This window comes from Pseudomonas sp. S2_B10, from assembly GCF_054668425.1.
Genome location: NZ_CP162768.1, coordinates 3928302 through 3941408, shown reverse-complemented (window position 1 = coordinate 3941408; position 13107 = coordinate 3928302). Strand labels below are relative to the sequence as shown.

The following is a 13107-nucleotide window of genomic DNA, read 5'->3' as shown; positions in this document are numbered from 1 at the left end:
GGGATATTTAAACAATCCACCGACCTGAAATGACATCGTCGAATCCATAATCGACCCGATTTGTCAGGTCGATGTATAGCGCCAAACAACTCGGTCGGCCCCCTCTCCCCTCCGGGAGAGGGCTGGGGTGAGGGGCTTTTGATCTTCCATGAAACGATCAGGTAATCGGCGCCGGGTTGAACAAGGTGATGTCGTTGTGCAGCTTGTGCTTCTCCGCCCAGGTCTGTTGCTTGCCACTGGCAACGTCCAGGTAATAGTGAAACAACTCCCAGCCCAGTTCTTCGATGGTCGCGCGCCCGGTGGCAATGCGTCCGGCATCAATGTCGATCAGGTCCGGCCAGCGCTGCGCCAGTTCAGTCCGCGTCGATACCTTGACCACCGGCGCCATGGCCAGCCCGTAAGGCGTGCCGCGACCGGTGGTGAACACGTGCAGGTTCATCCCTGCTGCCAGTTGCAACGTACCGCAGACAAAATCGCTGGCCGGCGTCGCGCAGAAAATCAGGCCCTTGTGCTTGAAACGCTCGCCCGGGCCGAGCACGCCATTGATCGCGCTGCTGCCGGACTTGACGATCGAGCCCAGCGACTTCTCGACAATGTTCGACAACCCGCCCTTCTTGTTGCCCGGCGTGGTGTTGGCGCTGCGATCGGCCTCGCCCTTGGCCAGGTAACGGTCGTACCAGTCCATCTCGCGCACCAGCTCTTCAGCGACGGTTTGCGTTTGCGCCCGTGAGGTCAGCAGGTAGATCGCATCGCGCACTTCGGTGACTTCGGAAAACATCACCGTCGCCCCCGCGCGCAACAGCAAGTCCGAGGCATAACCCAGCGCCGGGTTGGCGGTGATGCCGGAGAACGCGTCGCTGCCGCCGCACTGCATACCGAGAATCAGCTCGGAGGCCGGCACGGTTTCGCGGCGGCGCTGGTCGAGTTTCTTCAAACGCACTTCGGCCAGTTCCATGATCTGCTCGATCATCTCGGTGAAGCCGTGACTGGAGTCCTGCAAACGGTACAGCCACGGATCGCTGAGATCCACCGAGGCATCGTCCTCGTGCATCACCTGCCCGGCCTGCAATTTTTCGCAGCCCAGACCGATCACCAGTGCTTCGCCACCCAGGTTCGGGTTGCGCGCCAGATTGCGCACGGTACGAATCGGGATGTAGGCATCGGTCGCGGTAATCGCCACACCGCAGCCATAACTGTGGGTCAGCGCCACCACGTCATCGACGTGCGGGTACTTCGGCAGCAGCTCTTCCTTGATGCGCTTGACCGCGTGATCGAGCACACCGGTGACGCACTGCACGGTGGTGGTGATGCCGAGAATGTTGCGCGTGCCGACGGTGCCGTCGGCGTTGCGATAACCCTCGAACGTGAAGCCTTCCAGCGGTGCCTGCGCATCCGGCACGTCGGTGGACAGCGGCAAGCTGTCCAGCGGCGGCGCGGTCGGCATGCGCAGTTGATCTTCCTTGACCCAACTGCCGCGACGGATCGGCTGCAACGCATAGCCGATAATCTGCCCGTAACGAATCACCGGGCCGCCCTCAGGAATATCCTCCAGGGTGACCTTGTGGCTCTGCGGTACGAAATCCAGTGTGACCAGGCCATCGGCAAACTCGGTACCGGCCGGTACGCCCTGATCGTTGACCACCACTACAACGTTGTCCCGCTCGTGCAGGCGGATGTAGCGCGGCGAGTCGGAATGTTCAATCAACTGCATGACGCCGCTCCTCAGGAATGCGCTTGAGACAAATTGCCGGTGGCTTCATTGCCGCCCTTGGCTGGCGGCTCTTTCAGGACCACACGCTTGATCGGGCCGACGATCACCAGATAGCTGAACACCGCGACCAGTGCGTTGGCACCGACAAACACCAGCGCCCACTTGAACGAGCCGGTGGAGCTGATGATGTAGCCGATGACGATCGGCGTGGTGATCGAAGCGATGTTGCCGAAGGTGTTGAACAAGCCACCGCTCAGACCGGCGATCTGTTTCGGCGAAGTGTCGGAAACCACCGCCCAGCCCAGTGCGCCAACGCCTTTGCCGAAGAATGCCAGCGCCATGAAGCCCACGACCATCCATTCCACTTCAACATAGTTGCACGCGACGATGCTGCTCGACACCAGCAGGCCGGCGATGATCGGCGCCTTGCGAGCGAAGGTCAGCGAATGGCCCTTGCGCAGCAGGTAATCGGAAATCACCCCGCCGAGCACGCCGCCGATAAAGCCGCAAATGGCCGGCAACGAAGCGATGAAACCGGCCTTGAGAATGGTCATGCCACGCTCTTGCACCAGATACACCGGGAACCAGGTCAGGAAGAAATAGGTGATGCCGTTGATGCAGTACTGGCCCAGATACACGCCGAGCATCATGCGGTTGGTCAGCAACTGACGGATGTAATCCCACTTCGGACCGTCGGACTTCTTGCCCTTCTGATCCATGTCGACCATGCCGCCGTTGTCAGCGATGTGCTTGAACTCGGCCTCGTTGACCCGTGGGTGTTCGCGCGGGCTGTAGATGACTTTCAGCCACACCAGCGAGAACACGATACCGAGGATACCCATGACGATGAACACGTGCTCCCAGCCGAAGCTGTAGACGATCCAGCCCATCAACGGCGCGAACAGCACGGTGGCAAAGTATTGCGCCGAGTTGAAGATCGCCGAAGCGGTACCGCGTTCAGCGGTCGGGAACCACGCCGCCACGATGCGCGCGTTGCCGGGGAACGATGGCGCTTCGGCCAGGCCCACGAGGAAGCGCAGCATGAACAGCGCAACCACTGCCGTGGACATGCCGAATTCACCGACGAAGCCTTGCAGCACGGTGAACAGCGACCAGGTGAAAATGCTCAGGGCATAGACTTTTTTCGAGCCGAAGCGATCGAGCAGCCAGCCACCGGGAATTTGCCCGGCCACGTAAGCCCAACCGAATGCGGAGAAGATGTAGCCGAGGGTGACGGCGTCAATGCCAAGGTCCTTTTGCAGGCTGGAGCCGGCAATGGCGATCGTGGCACGGTCGGCGTAGTTGATCGTGGTCACCAGAAACAGCATGAGCAGGATCAAATAGCGGACGTGAGTCGGCTTGGAGGATTGCATGCAGATGTACTCCCACTGATTATTTTTATGCGGGGTGAAGCTTCTTTGGTCTTGCATTTATTGCCTGTAGGAGCTGCCGAAGGCTGCGATCTTTTGATCTTGATCTTGAAAAAAAAGATCAAAAGATCGCAGCCTTCGGCAGCTCCTACAGGGGTATTGCGTGTATCAGGAGCCTACATAGGCGGTTTTCACCACGGTGTAGAACTCTTGTGCATAGCGGCCCTGCTCACGGGAGCCGTAGGACGAACCTTTACGCCCGCCGAACGGTACGTGGTAATCCACACCGGCGGTCGGCAGGTTGACCATCACCATCCCGGCCTGGGAGTGGCGCTTGAAGTGGTTGGCGTACTTCAGCGAGGTGGTGGCGATGCCGGCCGACAAGCCGAATTCGGTGTCGTTGGCCATTGCCAGCGCAGCTTCGTAATCGGCCACGCGGACAATGTTGGCCACCGGGCCGAAGATCTCTTCGCGGCTGATGCGCATCGACGCTTCGCTGTCGGCGAACAGCGTTGGCGCGAGGAAGTAGCCCTCGGTGTCGCATGTCACCACACCGCCGCCGCTGACCAGACGTGCACCTTCGGACTGGCCGATGTCGATGTACTTCATGTCCTGTTCCAGCTGCGCCTGGGAGACCACCGGACCGATGTCGGTGCCGGCCTTCAGCGCGTGGCCGACCTTGATCGACTTCATGCGCTCGGCCATCGCTTCAACGAACTTGTCGTGAATGCCGGCGGTGACGATCAGACGGCTCGATGCTGTGCAGCGCTGGCCGGTGGAGTAGAACGCGCTCTGCACCGACAGCTCGACCGCTTGCTTGAGGTCGGCGTCGTCGAGAATGATCTGCGGGTTCTTGCCGCCCATTTCCAGCTGCACCTTGGCCTGGCGCGAAACGCAGTTGACGGCGATCTGGCGGCCAACGCCCACCGAACCGGTGAAGCTGATGCCGTCGACTTTCGGGCTGTTGACCAACGCCTCGCCAACCACGCGACCGCTGCCCATTACCAGGTTGAACACACCGGCCGGGAAGCCCGCGCGGGAGATGATTTCGGCCAGCGCCCAGGCGCAGCCCGGCACCAGATCGGCAGGCTTGAGCACGACGCAGTTGCCGTAGGCCAGGGCCGGAGCAATTTTCCACGCCGGGATGGCGATCGGGAAGTTCCACGGAGTGATCAGACCGACCACGCCCAGGGCTTCGCGAGTGACTTCGACGTTGACGCCCGGGCGTACCGACGGCACGTAGTCACCGGACAGACGCAGGCATTCACCGGCGAAGAACTTGAAAATGTTGCCGGCGCGGGTCACTTCACCGATCGCCTCCGGCAGGGTCTTGCCTTCTTCACGGGCCAGCAGGGTGCCAAGCTCTTCGCGACGGGCGAGAATTTCCGTGCCGACTTTATCCAGCGAATCGTGACGAGCCTGGATGCCCGACGTGGAGTACGCCGGGAACGCAGCGCGGGCAGCGTCGATTGCGGCGTTGACCTGGGTCAGGTCAGCCTTGGCGTAGTCGCCGATGGTGTCGCTGAGTTCGGACGGGTTGATGTTGGCCGAGTAATCGGCACCGGCGACCCATTCGCCATTGATGTAGTTGTCGTAGCGTTTTGCAGTTGTCACAGGGCAGCCCTCAACTCTAAAAGCCTTCACGCAAAAAGCCGCTGATTGCTCAGCGGCCTCGCTTTTCTCGCTTATTGCGCGCCTTGCTTGTCGATCAGCGCGGCGAGCATTTCGTACTCTTCGCCGGTCAGGTCGGTCAGCGGCGCACGCACCGGACCTGCGTCATAGCCGGCGATTTTTGCACCTGCCTTGACGATACTCACGGCGTAACCGGCCTTGCGGTTGCGGATGTCCAGGTACGGCAGGAAGAAGTCGTCGATGATCTTGCCGACGGTGGCGTGATCTTCGCGAGCGATCGCGTGGTAGAAGTCCATCGCGGTTTTCGGGATGAAGTTGAACACCGCCGAGGAGTACACCGGCACGCCCAAAGCCTTGTAGGCAGCGGCGTAGACTTCAGCGGTCGGCAGACCACCCAGGTAGCTGAAGCGATCACCGAGGCGGCGACGGATCGACACCATCAACTCGATATCGCCCAGGCCATCCTTGTAGCCGATCAGGTTCGGGCAGCGCTCGGCCAGACGTTCCAGCAGCGGCGCGGTGAGACGGCAAACGTTGCGGTTGTAGACGACCACGCCGATTTTCACCGATTTGCACACGGCTTCAACGTGGGCGGCAACACCGTCCTGGCTCGCTTCGGTCAGGTAGTGCGGCAGCAGCAGCAGACCTTTGGCGCCCAGACGCTCGGCTTCCTGAGCGTATTCGATGGCCTGGCGGGTCGAACCACCAACGCCGGCGAGGATTGGCACGCTGGTTGCGCAGGTGTCGACGGCAGTCTTGATGATTTCCGAGTATTCGCTGGCGGCCAGGGAGAAGAACTCACCGGTGCCACCGGCGGCGAACAGAGCCGAAGCGCCATACGGAGCCAGCCATTCCAGGCGTTTGATGTAGCCCGCGCGGTTGAAATCGCCCTGCGCGTTGAAATCGGTCACCGGGAAAGACAGCAGGCCGGCAGAGAGGATGGACTTCAGTTCTTGTGGATTCATTATTCGAACACCCTGGTAGCAACGTTTTATTGTGAGTGGACCGTTCAGCCTTCGCCGAAGTTGTAGGTCATCGTACAACTTAAAAAATAACCGTCAACTGCATTTCATCGTTGGCAGGGCTTTTTTGTCGGACAAGATTGGCTTTTGCGCTTTATGAAATGGCTACAAGGCTCGTGCTTGACGCTTTCGAAGGCTGAAATATCCGGTCTGGATTCGTTTAATTCTGTAGCGACCTGCGGCTCGTAAAGTACGTCGACTGCCACGAAGGATCGTGGCGGACCACTCAAAGGAAGCCGCTATGTCGATGCATTTTGCCGCCCCCACCCTCACCCACGTCGCCCCAGCGCAAGACGATTGCGTGACGCTTCAGCTCTCGCAATTGCCGGACATCCTCACCGTGCAGGTCCCGGATTCCAGCGATTTCGCAGCAAACTGGAGCGTCTACGCGGTCCTCGGCAGCGATGCCGAGGAACCTGAATGGGAAGGTGATGAGGTGGACACTGGCGCCTGGGACGACGCCGAGGATGAAATGGAAAAGTTGCTCGACATCGAGGTGCAGCTGCCGAAAGAGGCATTGCAACCGTACCTGAACCGCGAGGTGGAGCTGCGTTACAAGTTTCGCGATGAGTCGAGCATGGAGCCGTATTCGCTGCCGCTGCGATTGCGCATAGAGGCGTAAGACTCAGCTTCGCTGCGCCTGCGCCTCTTCATGAGCCTGGCGCAGTCTTTCACGGCTATTGGTCAGGTGCAGACGCATCGCCGCACGCGCGGCATCGGAGTCCTGACGGGCAATCGCGTCGTAGATTTCCTCGTGCTCGCGGCTCAGGCGGCTCATGTAGTGCTGTTGATCATCGTGGGCCAGCCGCGCCGAGTTCAGCCGCGTACGTGGAATGATGCTGGTGCCCAGGTGCGTCATGATGTCGGTGAAGTAGCGGTTGCCGGTGGACAGGGCGATTTCCAGGTGGAAAGCGAAGTCCGACGACACCGCATCGCTGGCATGGGACGCGCTTTCGTTCAAGGCGTCGAGGGCGGCGCGCATGGTTGCCAGTTGCTCGGGGCTGCGGCGTTGCGCGGCAAGGCCAGCGGATTCGACTTCGAGGCTGATGCGCAATTCGAGAATCGCCAGCACGTCACGCAGGGTGACAACGGTGGCCGGATCAATGCGGAAACCGCTCGGGCTCGGCGTATCGAGAACAAAGGTGCCGATGCCATGGCGGGTTTCTACCTGGCCGGCGGCCTGCAGACGGGAAATTGCCTCGCGGACCACGGTGCGGCTGACGCCATGGGCTTCCATGATCGCCGACTCGGTGGGCAACTTGTCGCCACGCTTGAGCAGGCCATCGCGGATCTGCTCGCTCAACACCGTAACCAATTCCTGGGCGAGGCTGCGGCGCTTGCGGGGGAGGCGCGGGGTGTCGATCAGCTTTTCCATGGTCTGCATCTTGTCTCGAAAGTTCGGCTTGGCGCCATCATAGCTCAAGCGGGTTGTACGATCACCGTCAACACGACCTCCATGTAGGAGCTGCCGAAGGCTGCGATCTTTTGATCTTGATCTTAAAAACCAAAAGATCGCAGCCTTCGGCAGCTCCTACAAGGGATCCGTGGGGTCAGGCAGTTACGGGTTGCTCCACCAGGTGCCCGCTGTCGATCCGCACGTGCCGTGGATGGAATCGTTTCAAACTGCTTCGGTGACCGACGCTGACAATGCTCAACCCCGGAATCTCATCGATCAACGCCTGATACAAGGTCGCCTCGTCCTCTTCATCCATCGCCGATGTAGCCTCGTCCATGTACAGCCATTGCGGTGCGTAGAGAAGCGCGCGGGCGAAGGCCAGGCGTTGTTGCTCGCCCGGTGAAAGCATGCGCTGCCAGTGATTGGCTTCATCCAGCCGCCCGACCAGGTGTGGCAGACGGCAAGTTTCCAGCACCTGTGCATAACGTTCCGGCGCGTAGGTGTCGCCCGGTTGTGGATAACTCAACGCTTCACGCAATGTGCCGATCGGCAGATAAGGCTTCTGCGGCAGGAACAGATAACGCGCCGCCGGCAAACGAATATTGCCGTGCCCCGCCGGCCACAAATGCCCCATCGCTCGCAGCAGTGTCGACTTGCCGCTGCCGGACCGCCCGCTGAGCATAACGCGCTCACCCGGTTCAACGGTCATGTCGGCGTCGGTCAGCAGGTGACGACCATCGGCCAGATCGAGGCCGAGGTTGTGCACCTGCAACTCACTGCCCTGGTTCTGCACGTCAATGGCCGGGGTGCGTTGTTCGTTGTCGCTCATGGCCTGACGGAAACTCAGCAAACGATCACAGGTGGCGCGCCACGCGGCGAGATCCGAGTAGGCGGTGATGAACCAGCTGAAATTCTCCTGCACGTTGCCGAACGCCGAGTTGATTTGCATCAGCTCGCCCAGTTCGATCTTGCCGGACAGATAGCGCGGTGCGGCGACGACAAACGGGAAAATGATTGCGATCTGCCCGTAGCCGGAGGTGAAGAACGTCAGGCGCTTGGACACGCGCATGATGTCCCAGAAATTGTGCCAGACCAGTCCGAAGCGATTGCTCAAGCGGCGGTTTTCATTGGGTTCGCCGTTGTACAAGGCGATGCTTTCCGCATTCTCACGCACGCGCACCATGGAAAAACGCAGGTCTGCTTCGAAGCGTTGTTGCTTGTTGTTCAGACCGATCAGACGGCGACCGATCAAATGCGTCAGCCAACTGCCGACCGCCGCGTACAACAGTGCGCACCAGAACATGTAGCCGGGAATCTCGATGCCGAACACTTCGATACTGCCCGACACGCCCCACAAAATGATCGAGAACGACACCAGACTGACAATCGTGCGCAGCAGCCCGAGGCCCAGGCTCAGGGTGTTGGCGGTGTAAGTGTTGAGGTCTTCGGAAATCCGCTGGTCGGGGTTATCGGTATAACCGCCCTGCTCCAGCTGGTAGTAATTCTTGTGGTCCAGCCAGCGCTTGAAGTGCTTTTCGGTCAGCCACGCCCGCCAGCGGATCGTCAGCATCTGCGTCAGATACAACCGATACACCGCGCCGAGAATCGCCACGGTCGCGATGCCGCAGAAATACAGAATCAACTGCCAGAACGCGGCTTCATCCTTTCTCTGCAAAGCGTTGTAGAAATCCTTGTACCAACTGTTGATCCACACCGAAATCGCCACGCTGAACAGCGTCAGCGCAATTACGGCAATCAGCAACGTCCAGGCCTTGCCCTTCTCTTCGCTGCGCCAGTAAGGCGTGGTCATCGCCCAGACTTTGCGAAAAAACTGCCCGCGCACAGCATCGTTGACCGCGGAATATTCAGCGTTCTGATTCATGGATAAGGCTCGATAGTAAAAAGAACGGACACGCGCCGATCATAGATGATCGGCGCGTTTTATCGCGAGGGCTGGCGATAGTCGTTCAGCGCAGGTTCAGCGACGCACCGGGCGCTTCTGCAGTTTGCGCTGCAAGGTGCGGCGGTGCATGCCCAGCGCGCGGGCCGTGGCGGAAATGTTGCCTTCGTGCTCGGTGAGCACGCGCTGGATGTGCTCCCATTGCAGGCGGTCGACCGACATCGGGTTTTCCGGCACCAGACTGTCGAGGTCGGCATGCTCGGACAGCAGCGCGGCCAGCACGTCGTCGGCATCGGCGGGCTTGCACAGGTAGTTGCAGGCGCCACGCTTGATCGCCTCCACTGCGGTGGCAATGCTCGAATAACCGGTGAGAATCACCACGCGCATTTCCGGATCGAGTTCCAGCAGCTTGGGCAGCAGGACCAGACCGGAGTCGCCGTCCATTTTCAGGTCCAGCGCGGCGTAATCAGGCAGATCGGCCTGGGCGATGGTCAGGCCTTCTTCAGCGGAACCGGCGGTGCTGACGCGAAAGCCGCGACGGGCCATGGCGCGGGCCATGACGCGGGTGAAGGTCGCGTCGTCGTCGACCAGCAGCAGATGCGGCAGTTCTTCGCCTTCGACTTGGATTTCGTCACTCATGTTGGTCTCCTCGGGCGCCGTGGGGCAGGCGCAGCTCGGTGAGCGTGCCGCCTTCCTCATGACTATAGAGTTTCACTGAGCCGCCGGCGCGTGTCACGCTGGCCTTGCTCAAAAACAGGCCCAGGCCGAAGCCTTTGCCCTTGGTGGTAAAAAACGGCTTGCCGATCTGCTCGGCGATGGCCAGCGGCACACCGGCGCCGTGGTCGCGAATGCTGATGGTCAAAGTCTCTGCGTCCCAGTCGAGGGTCACCTGGAGATTTTCCGGGCAGGCGTCGGCTGCATTGTTGAGCAAATTCAGCAAGGCCTGGGTCAGATCCGGCGGCGGCGCCATGCGCGGCACCGCCCCCTGACCGAGACGCTGGAAGCGATAACTGGCCTCCGGGCGCATCAGGTGCCAGCGGTTCAGCGCTTCGTCGAGCCAGTCGGTGACATCCTGCATCTCCACTGCCAGGCGCCGATTGGCCTCGGCGGCACGGACCAGTTGCTGCAAGGTTTCCTTGCACAGCTTGACCTGATCCTGCAGCACTTTCAGATCGTCCTGCAGCAGCGCATCGGGGTGATCCTGCTGCATTTCCTTGAGCAACACGCTCATGGTGGCCAGCGGTGTGCCCAATTCATGCGCAGCACCGGCGGCCTGGGTCGCAACGGCGAGCAGCTGCTGATCACGCAGCCCTTCCTCCCGACGAATCGCCCGCAGCTCTTCCTGCCGACGCAGTTCTTCAGCCATGCGCGCGGCGAAGAAGGTGATCACCGCAGCGGCCAGGGCAAAGCTCAGCCACATGCCGTAGATCTGCAGATTCTCACGGGCGACCGGCAAGGTTTCCAGCGGATAGAAACGCGTCAGCATCAGCGTGTACAGCGCCAGCGCGATGCCCGACAGAATCACCGAATAACGCCACGGCAAGGTCACCGCCGCGATGGTCAACGGCACCAGATAATAGGAAACAAAGGGGTTGGTCGAACCGCCGGAGAAATACAGCAGCGCACTGTGAATCACCAGATCGCAGGCCAGTTGCAGCGCGTATTCGAGCTCGGTCACCGGCCACGATGTGCGCAGGCGCACGGCAGTGAACACGCAGAGCAGAATCGAACAGCCCAAGGTCATAGCCAATTGTACCCACGGCAAAGGCAACAATTGCAGCCAGTAGGCCAGGCCCACGGAGCCGGCCTGCGCGGCGAGCACCAGGGTGCGGATGAAAGTCAGCCGCCAGAGGTTCTGGCGAGTGGCGGAAGTCAGTTGTACGGGGGCGAGCATGAGCTCTCCTGATGAGCGCTCCAGGCGGATCGCACGGAGTATAACCAACGCGCGGGGTTCAGAGGCGAAAGTGCGGCAAACGACCACATGGCGACGATGGAGAACTCATCTGAGTTGAAGAAAATTCCGAAGGCTATTGGAGATCATTGTGGCGAGGGGATTTATCCCCGCTGGGTGGCGGAGCCGCCCCAAATCATGCGACCTCATTTAACCAGACATACCGCATCAGCCGGATTTGCGCCTGCTGCGCAGCCGATCGGGGATAAATCCCCTCGCCACAGAAGCACTCCCCACTGCGCGCAGGTATCTGTATAGAAGTTGTAACTGGGCGAACCGGATCATAGAAGTTAGAGTCTGATGGTTCACGCAGGCCGCGACCCATCACCTGCGCCTCATTCAAGGAGCCTTCATGCACACATTTCGCCGCAGCGCCGCCCTCCTCGCTCTGACCGTCGGCAGCGTCGCCAGCCTCCCGGCGCTGGCCGCCGATGAGCTGCACTACAACCAGATTTCCCTGCGCGCCGAAGTCAGCCAGGAAGTGGCCCGCGACCAGATGATCGTGACGCTCTACACCGAAGAGCAGAACACCGACCCGGCCAAACTCGCCGCCGCCATCAGCACCACCATGAACAAGGTCACCACCCAGGCCAAGCAAGTCAAAGACATCACCCTGCGTACGGGCAGCCGCAACAGCTATCCGATCTACGACACCAAAGGCCAGAAGATCACCGGCTGGCGCGAACGCGCCGAACTGCGCCTGGAAAGCACCGACTTCGCCGCTCTGTCCAAACTCACCGGCGAGCTGCTGACCGACCTGAAAATGGGCGGCATGGACTTCGCCATCGCCGACCCGACCCGCAAGGCCAGCGAAGACCAGTTGCTCAAAGAAGCCGTCACCGCCTTCAAGACCCGCGCCCAACTGGCCACCGATGCACTGGGCGGCAAGGGCTACAAAATCGTCAACCTGAACCTCAACAGCAACGGTTATCCACAACCGTACCTGCGCGCGCCGATGATGATGAAAGCCGCAGCCATGGATTCCGCACCAGTCACCCCGGAAGTCGAAGCCGGCACCAGTCAGGTCAGCATGACCGCCGATGGCTCGATTGAAGTGTTGATGCAGTGATTTGAGCTTGGCTGAATGAAGGACCGGCAATCAGTAAATGGTTGCCGGTTTTTTTGTGTCCGGGTTTTGTAGTGAAGGATCCACCGCTATCGCGAGCAGGCTCGCTCCCACAGGTTGAACGCATTTCCATGTGGGAGCGAGCCTGCTCGCGAAGAACGATGACGCGATCTCAAGCGTGCGGATCAACCCGATCCAGCGCCCGATTCACCGCCAGCTCCGCCAGCATGATGATCTGCTGAATCGCCAGCGCCGTATTGCGTTGCGGACGACCGAGCTGATCGGCGAAATCGCTGGCCAGCGTATTGGCTGAAGCAAGGGACTCACAGGCGTGAGCCAGCAGGCTTTCGGTGTCGATGTCGGGCTGGATCAGAAACATCGTGCTGGGTGGATGGGGTTTGCCGGGTGGCGGGCAGAGATAGAAATCGAGGGCACGCTTGATGGCTTCGCGGTTCTTCGCGAGATCGTCGGCACGCAGCGCGGCTTCAAGGGGGGTTGAGGTTTCTTCGGGTGGGTCGGGGACTGGTTTGCTCATGCGCTTCACCTATGAGGTTGAGCCATCTCGATGCCGTTTCTCACACGACGAAGAGGTGGCAGCTTTGTGCGGGGTGAGAAAACCGGTCATAGGCACCCGGCCGGACATAAGCCCGCCCGCACAGAGCCGCCATAACGCACTTGCAGGCAGCAAACTTGCTGGCGGCAATTATGCGGATCTGGGCACTGAATGACTATGAATGTCGGGTTCTCACACCCGATCGCTGAACAACCAGCGACGACCCAAGCCTAGAGAGCGGACGTCCGACGGACAACCTGAAAACCTTGTGGGAAGGTTCTGGCTGTTTCGCAGCGGATTTAAACAGCCAAAAAGCAAACCCTCACCCTAACCCTCTCCCAGAGGGAGAGGGGACTGACCGAGGTGTTTGGGGGAGATACGCCAACGTGAAACTCCGAGTTGAACTCAGGATTTGAAAAACACACAAATCAGCCCCTTCTTCTCGGGGAGAGGGCTGGGGTGCGGGGCAAATCCACAACAAAAATAACGCCGAACACCCGCTCTTC

The 13107-nt window shown here is 60.3% G+C and carries 11 protein-coding genes; 2 read left to right on the top strand and 9 right to left on the bottom strand.

Features of this window, described 5'->3' with window-relative positions:
- Positions 1-157: 157 nt before the first annotated feature.
- The 4 genes from garD to kdgD all read right to left on the bottom strand — a co-directional run bounded on the left by garD (position 158) and on the right by kdgD (position 5678).
- Positions 158-1711: a galactarate dehydratase gene (garD, locus tag AB4O45_RS17500; RefSeq protein ID WP_016771706.1), complete on the bottom strand. Its 1554-nt coding sequence runs from the start codon at positions 1709-1711 to the stop codon at positions 158-160.
- A gap of 11 nt (positions 1712-1722) precedes the next feature.
- A complete protein-coding gene (locus AB4O45_RS17495; RefSeq protein ID WP_051600602.1) occupies positions 1723-3084 on the bottom strand; it encodes an MFS transporter in 1362 nt (453 codons plus the stop codon).
- Positions 3085-3249: 165 nt separating this feature from the next.
- Positions 3250-4695 (bottom strand): aldehyde dehydrogenase family protein, encoded by a 1446-nt coding sequence (locus tag AB4O45_RS17490; RefSeq protein WP_041477963.1) that lies wholly within the window; start codon positions 4693-4695, stop codon positions 3250-3252.
- A gap of 71 nt (positions 4696-4766) precedes the next feature.
- Positions 4767-5678, bottom strand: coding sequence for a 5-dehydro-4-deoxyglucarate dehydratase (kdgD, locus tag AB4O45_RS17485; protein WP_039759443.1), 912 nt, complete (start codon positions 5676-5678; stop codon positions 4767-4769).
- Positions 5679-5976: 298 nt separating this feature from the next.
- Between kdgD and AB4O45_RS17480 the strand changes: the two genes are divergently transcribed.
- Positions 5977-6357, top strand: coding sequence for a hypothetical protein (locus tag AB4O45_RS17480; protein WP_150636096.1), 381 nt, complete (start codon positions 5977-5979; stop codon positions 6355-6357).
- A 3-nt stretch (positions 6358-6360) separates the two neighbouring features.
- Here the strand turns inward: AB4O45_RS17480 and AB4O45_RS17475 are convergent, their stop codons facing one another.
- The 4 genes from AB4O45_RS17475 to AB4O45_RS17460 all read right to left on the bottom strand — a co-directional run bounded on the left by AB4O45_RS17475 (position 6361) and on the right by AB4O45_RS17460 (position 10925).
- Positions 6361-7110 carry a FadR/GntR family transcriptional regulator gene (locus AB4O45_RS17475; RefSeq protein WP_177327011.1) on the bottom strand — a complete coding sequence of 250 codons (750 nt, stop codon included), beginning with the start codon at positions 7108-7110 and terminating at the stop codon, positions 6361-6363.
- Positions 7111-7285: 175 nt separating this feature from the next.
- Positions 7286-9013 (bottom strand): ABC transporter ATP-binding protein/permease, encoded by a 1728-nt coding sequence (locus AB4O45_RS17470; RefSeq protein WP_041477961.1) that lies wholly within the window; start codon positions 9011-9013, stop codon positions 7286-7288.
- A 96-nt stretch (positions 9014-9109) separates the two neighbouring features.
- Positions 9110-9670, bottom strand: coding sequence for a response regulator transcription factor (locus AB4O45_RS17465; protein ID WP_003221630.1), 561 nt, complete (start codon positions 9668-9670; stop codon positions 9110-9112).
- The gene (locus AB4O45_RS17460; RefSeq protein ID WP_016771713.1) at positions 9663-10925 is read right to left on the bottom strand and encodes an ATP-binding protein; all 1263 of its coding nucleotides are present in this window, start codon (positions 10923-10925) and stop codon (positions 9663-9665) included. The genes AB4O45_RS17465 and AB4O45_RS17460 overlap by 8 nt, the downstream gene beginning before the upstream one ends.
- Before the next feature lie 409 nt (positions 10926-11334).
- Between AB4O45_RS17460 and AB4O45_RS17455 the strand changes: the two genes are divergently transcribed.
- Positions 11335-12051, top strand: a complete 717-nt coding sequence (locus tag AB4O45_RS17455) for an SIMPL domain-containing protein (RefSeq protein ID WP_460160370.1) — start codon at positions 11335-11337, stop codon at positions 12049-12051.
- Between the two features lie 169 nt (positions 12052-12220).
- Here AB4O45_RS17455 and AB4O45_RS17450 read toward each other — a convergent pair whose 3' ends face one another.
- A complete protein-coding gene (locus AB4O45_RS17450) occupies positions 12221-12583 on the bottom strand; it encodes a DUF6124 family protein (RefSeq protein ID WP_460160369.1) in 363 nt (120 codons plus the stop codon).
- Positions 12584-13107 lie beyond the last annotated feature (524 nt).

Coding starts and splice junctions, on each gene's coding strand:
- garD (WP_016771706.1), bottom strand. CDS start 1,711: ATGCAGTTGATTGAACATTCCGACTCGCCGCGCTACATCCGCCTGCAC.
- AB4O45_RS17495 (WP_051600602.1), bottom strand. CDS start 3,084: ATGCAATCCTCCAAGCCGACTCACGTCCGCTATTTGATCCTGCTCATG.
- kdgD (WP_039759443.1), bottom strand. CDS start 5,678: ATGAATCCACAAGAACTGAAGTCCATCCTCTCTGCCGGCCTGCTGTCT.
- AB4O45_RS17480 (WP_150636096.1), top strand. CDS start 5,977: ATGTCGATGCATTTTGCCGCCCCCACCCTCACCCACGTCGCCCCAGCG.
- AB4O45_RS17475 (WP_177327011.1), bottom strand. CDS start 7,110: ATGGAAAAGCTGATCGACACCCCGCGCCTCCCCCGCAAGCGCCGCAGC.
- AB4O45_RS17470 (WP_041477961.1), bottom strand. CDS start 9,013: ATGAATCAGAACGCTGAATATTCCGCGGTCAACGATGCTGTGCGCGGG.
- AB4O45_RS17465 (WP_003221630.1), bottom strand. CDS start 9,670: ATGAGTGACGAAATCCAAGTCGAAGGCGAAGAACTGCCGCATCTGCTG.
- AB4O45_RS17460 (WP_016771713.1), bottom strand. CDS start 10,925: ATGCTCGCCCCCGTACAACTGACTTCCGCCACTCGCCAGAACCTCTGG.
- AB4O45_RS17455 (WP_460160370.1), top strand. CDS start 11,335: ATGCACACATTTCGCCGCAGCGCCGCCCTCCTCGCTCTGACCGTCGGC.
- AB4O45_RS17450 (WP_460160369.1), bottom strand. CDS start 12,583: ATGAGCAAACCAGTCCCCGACCCACCCGAAGAAACCTCAACCCCCCTT.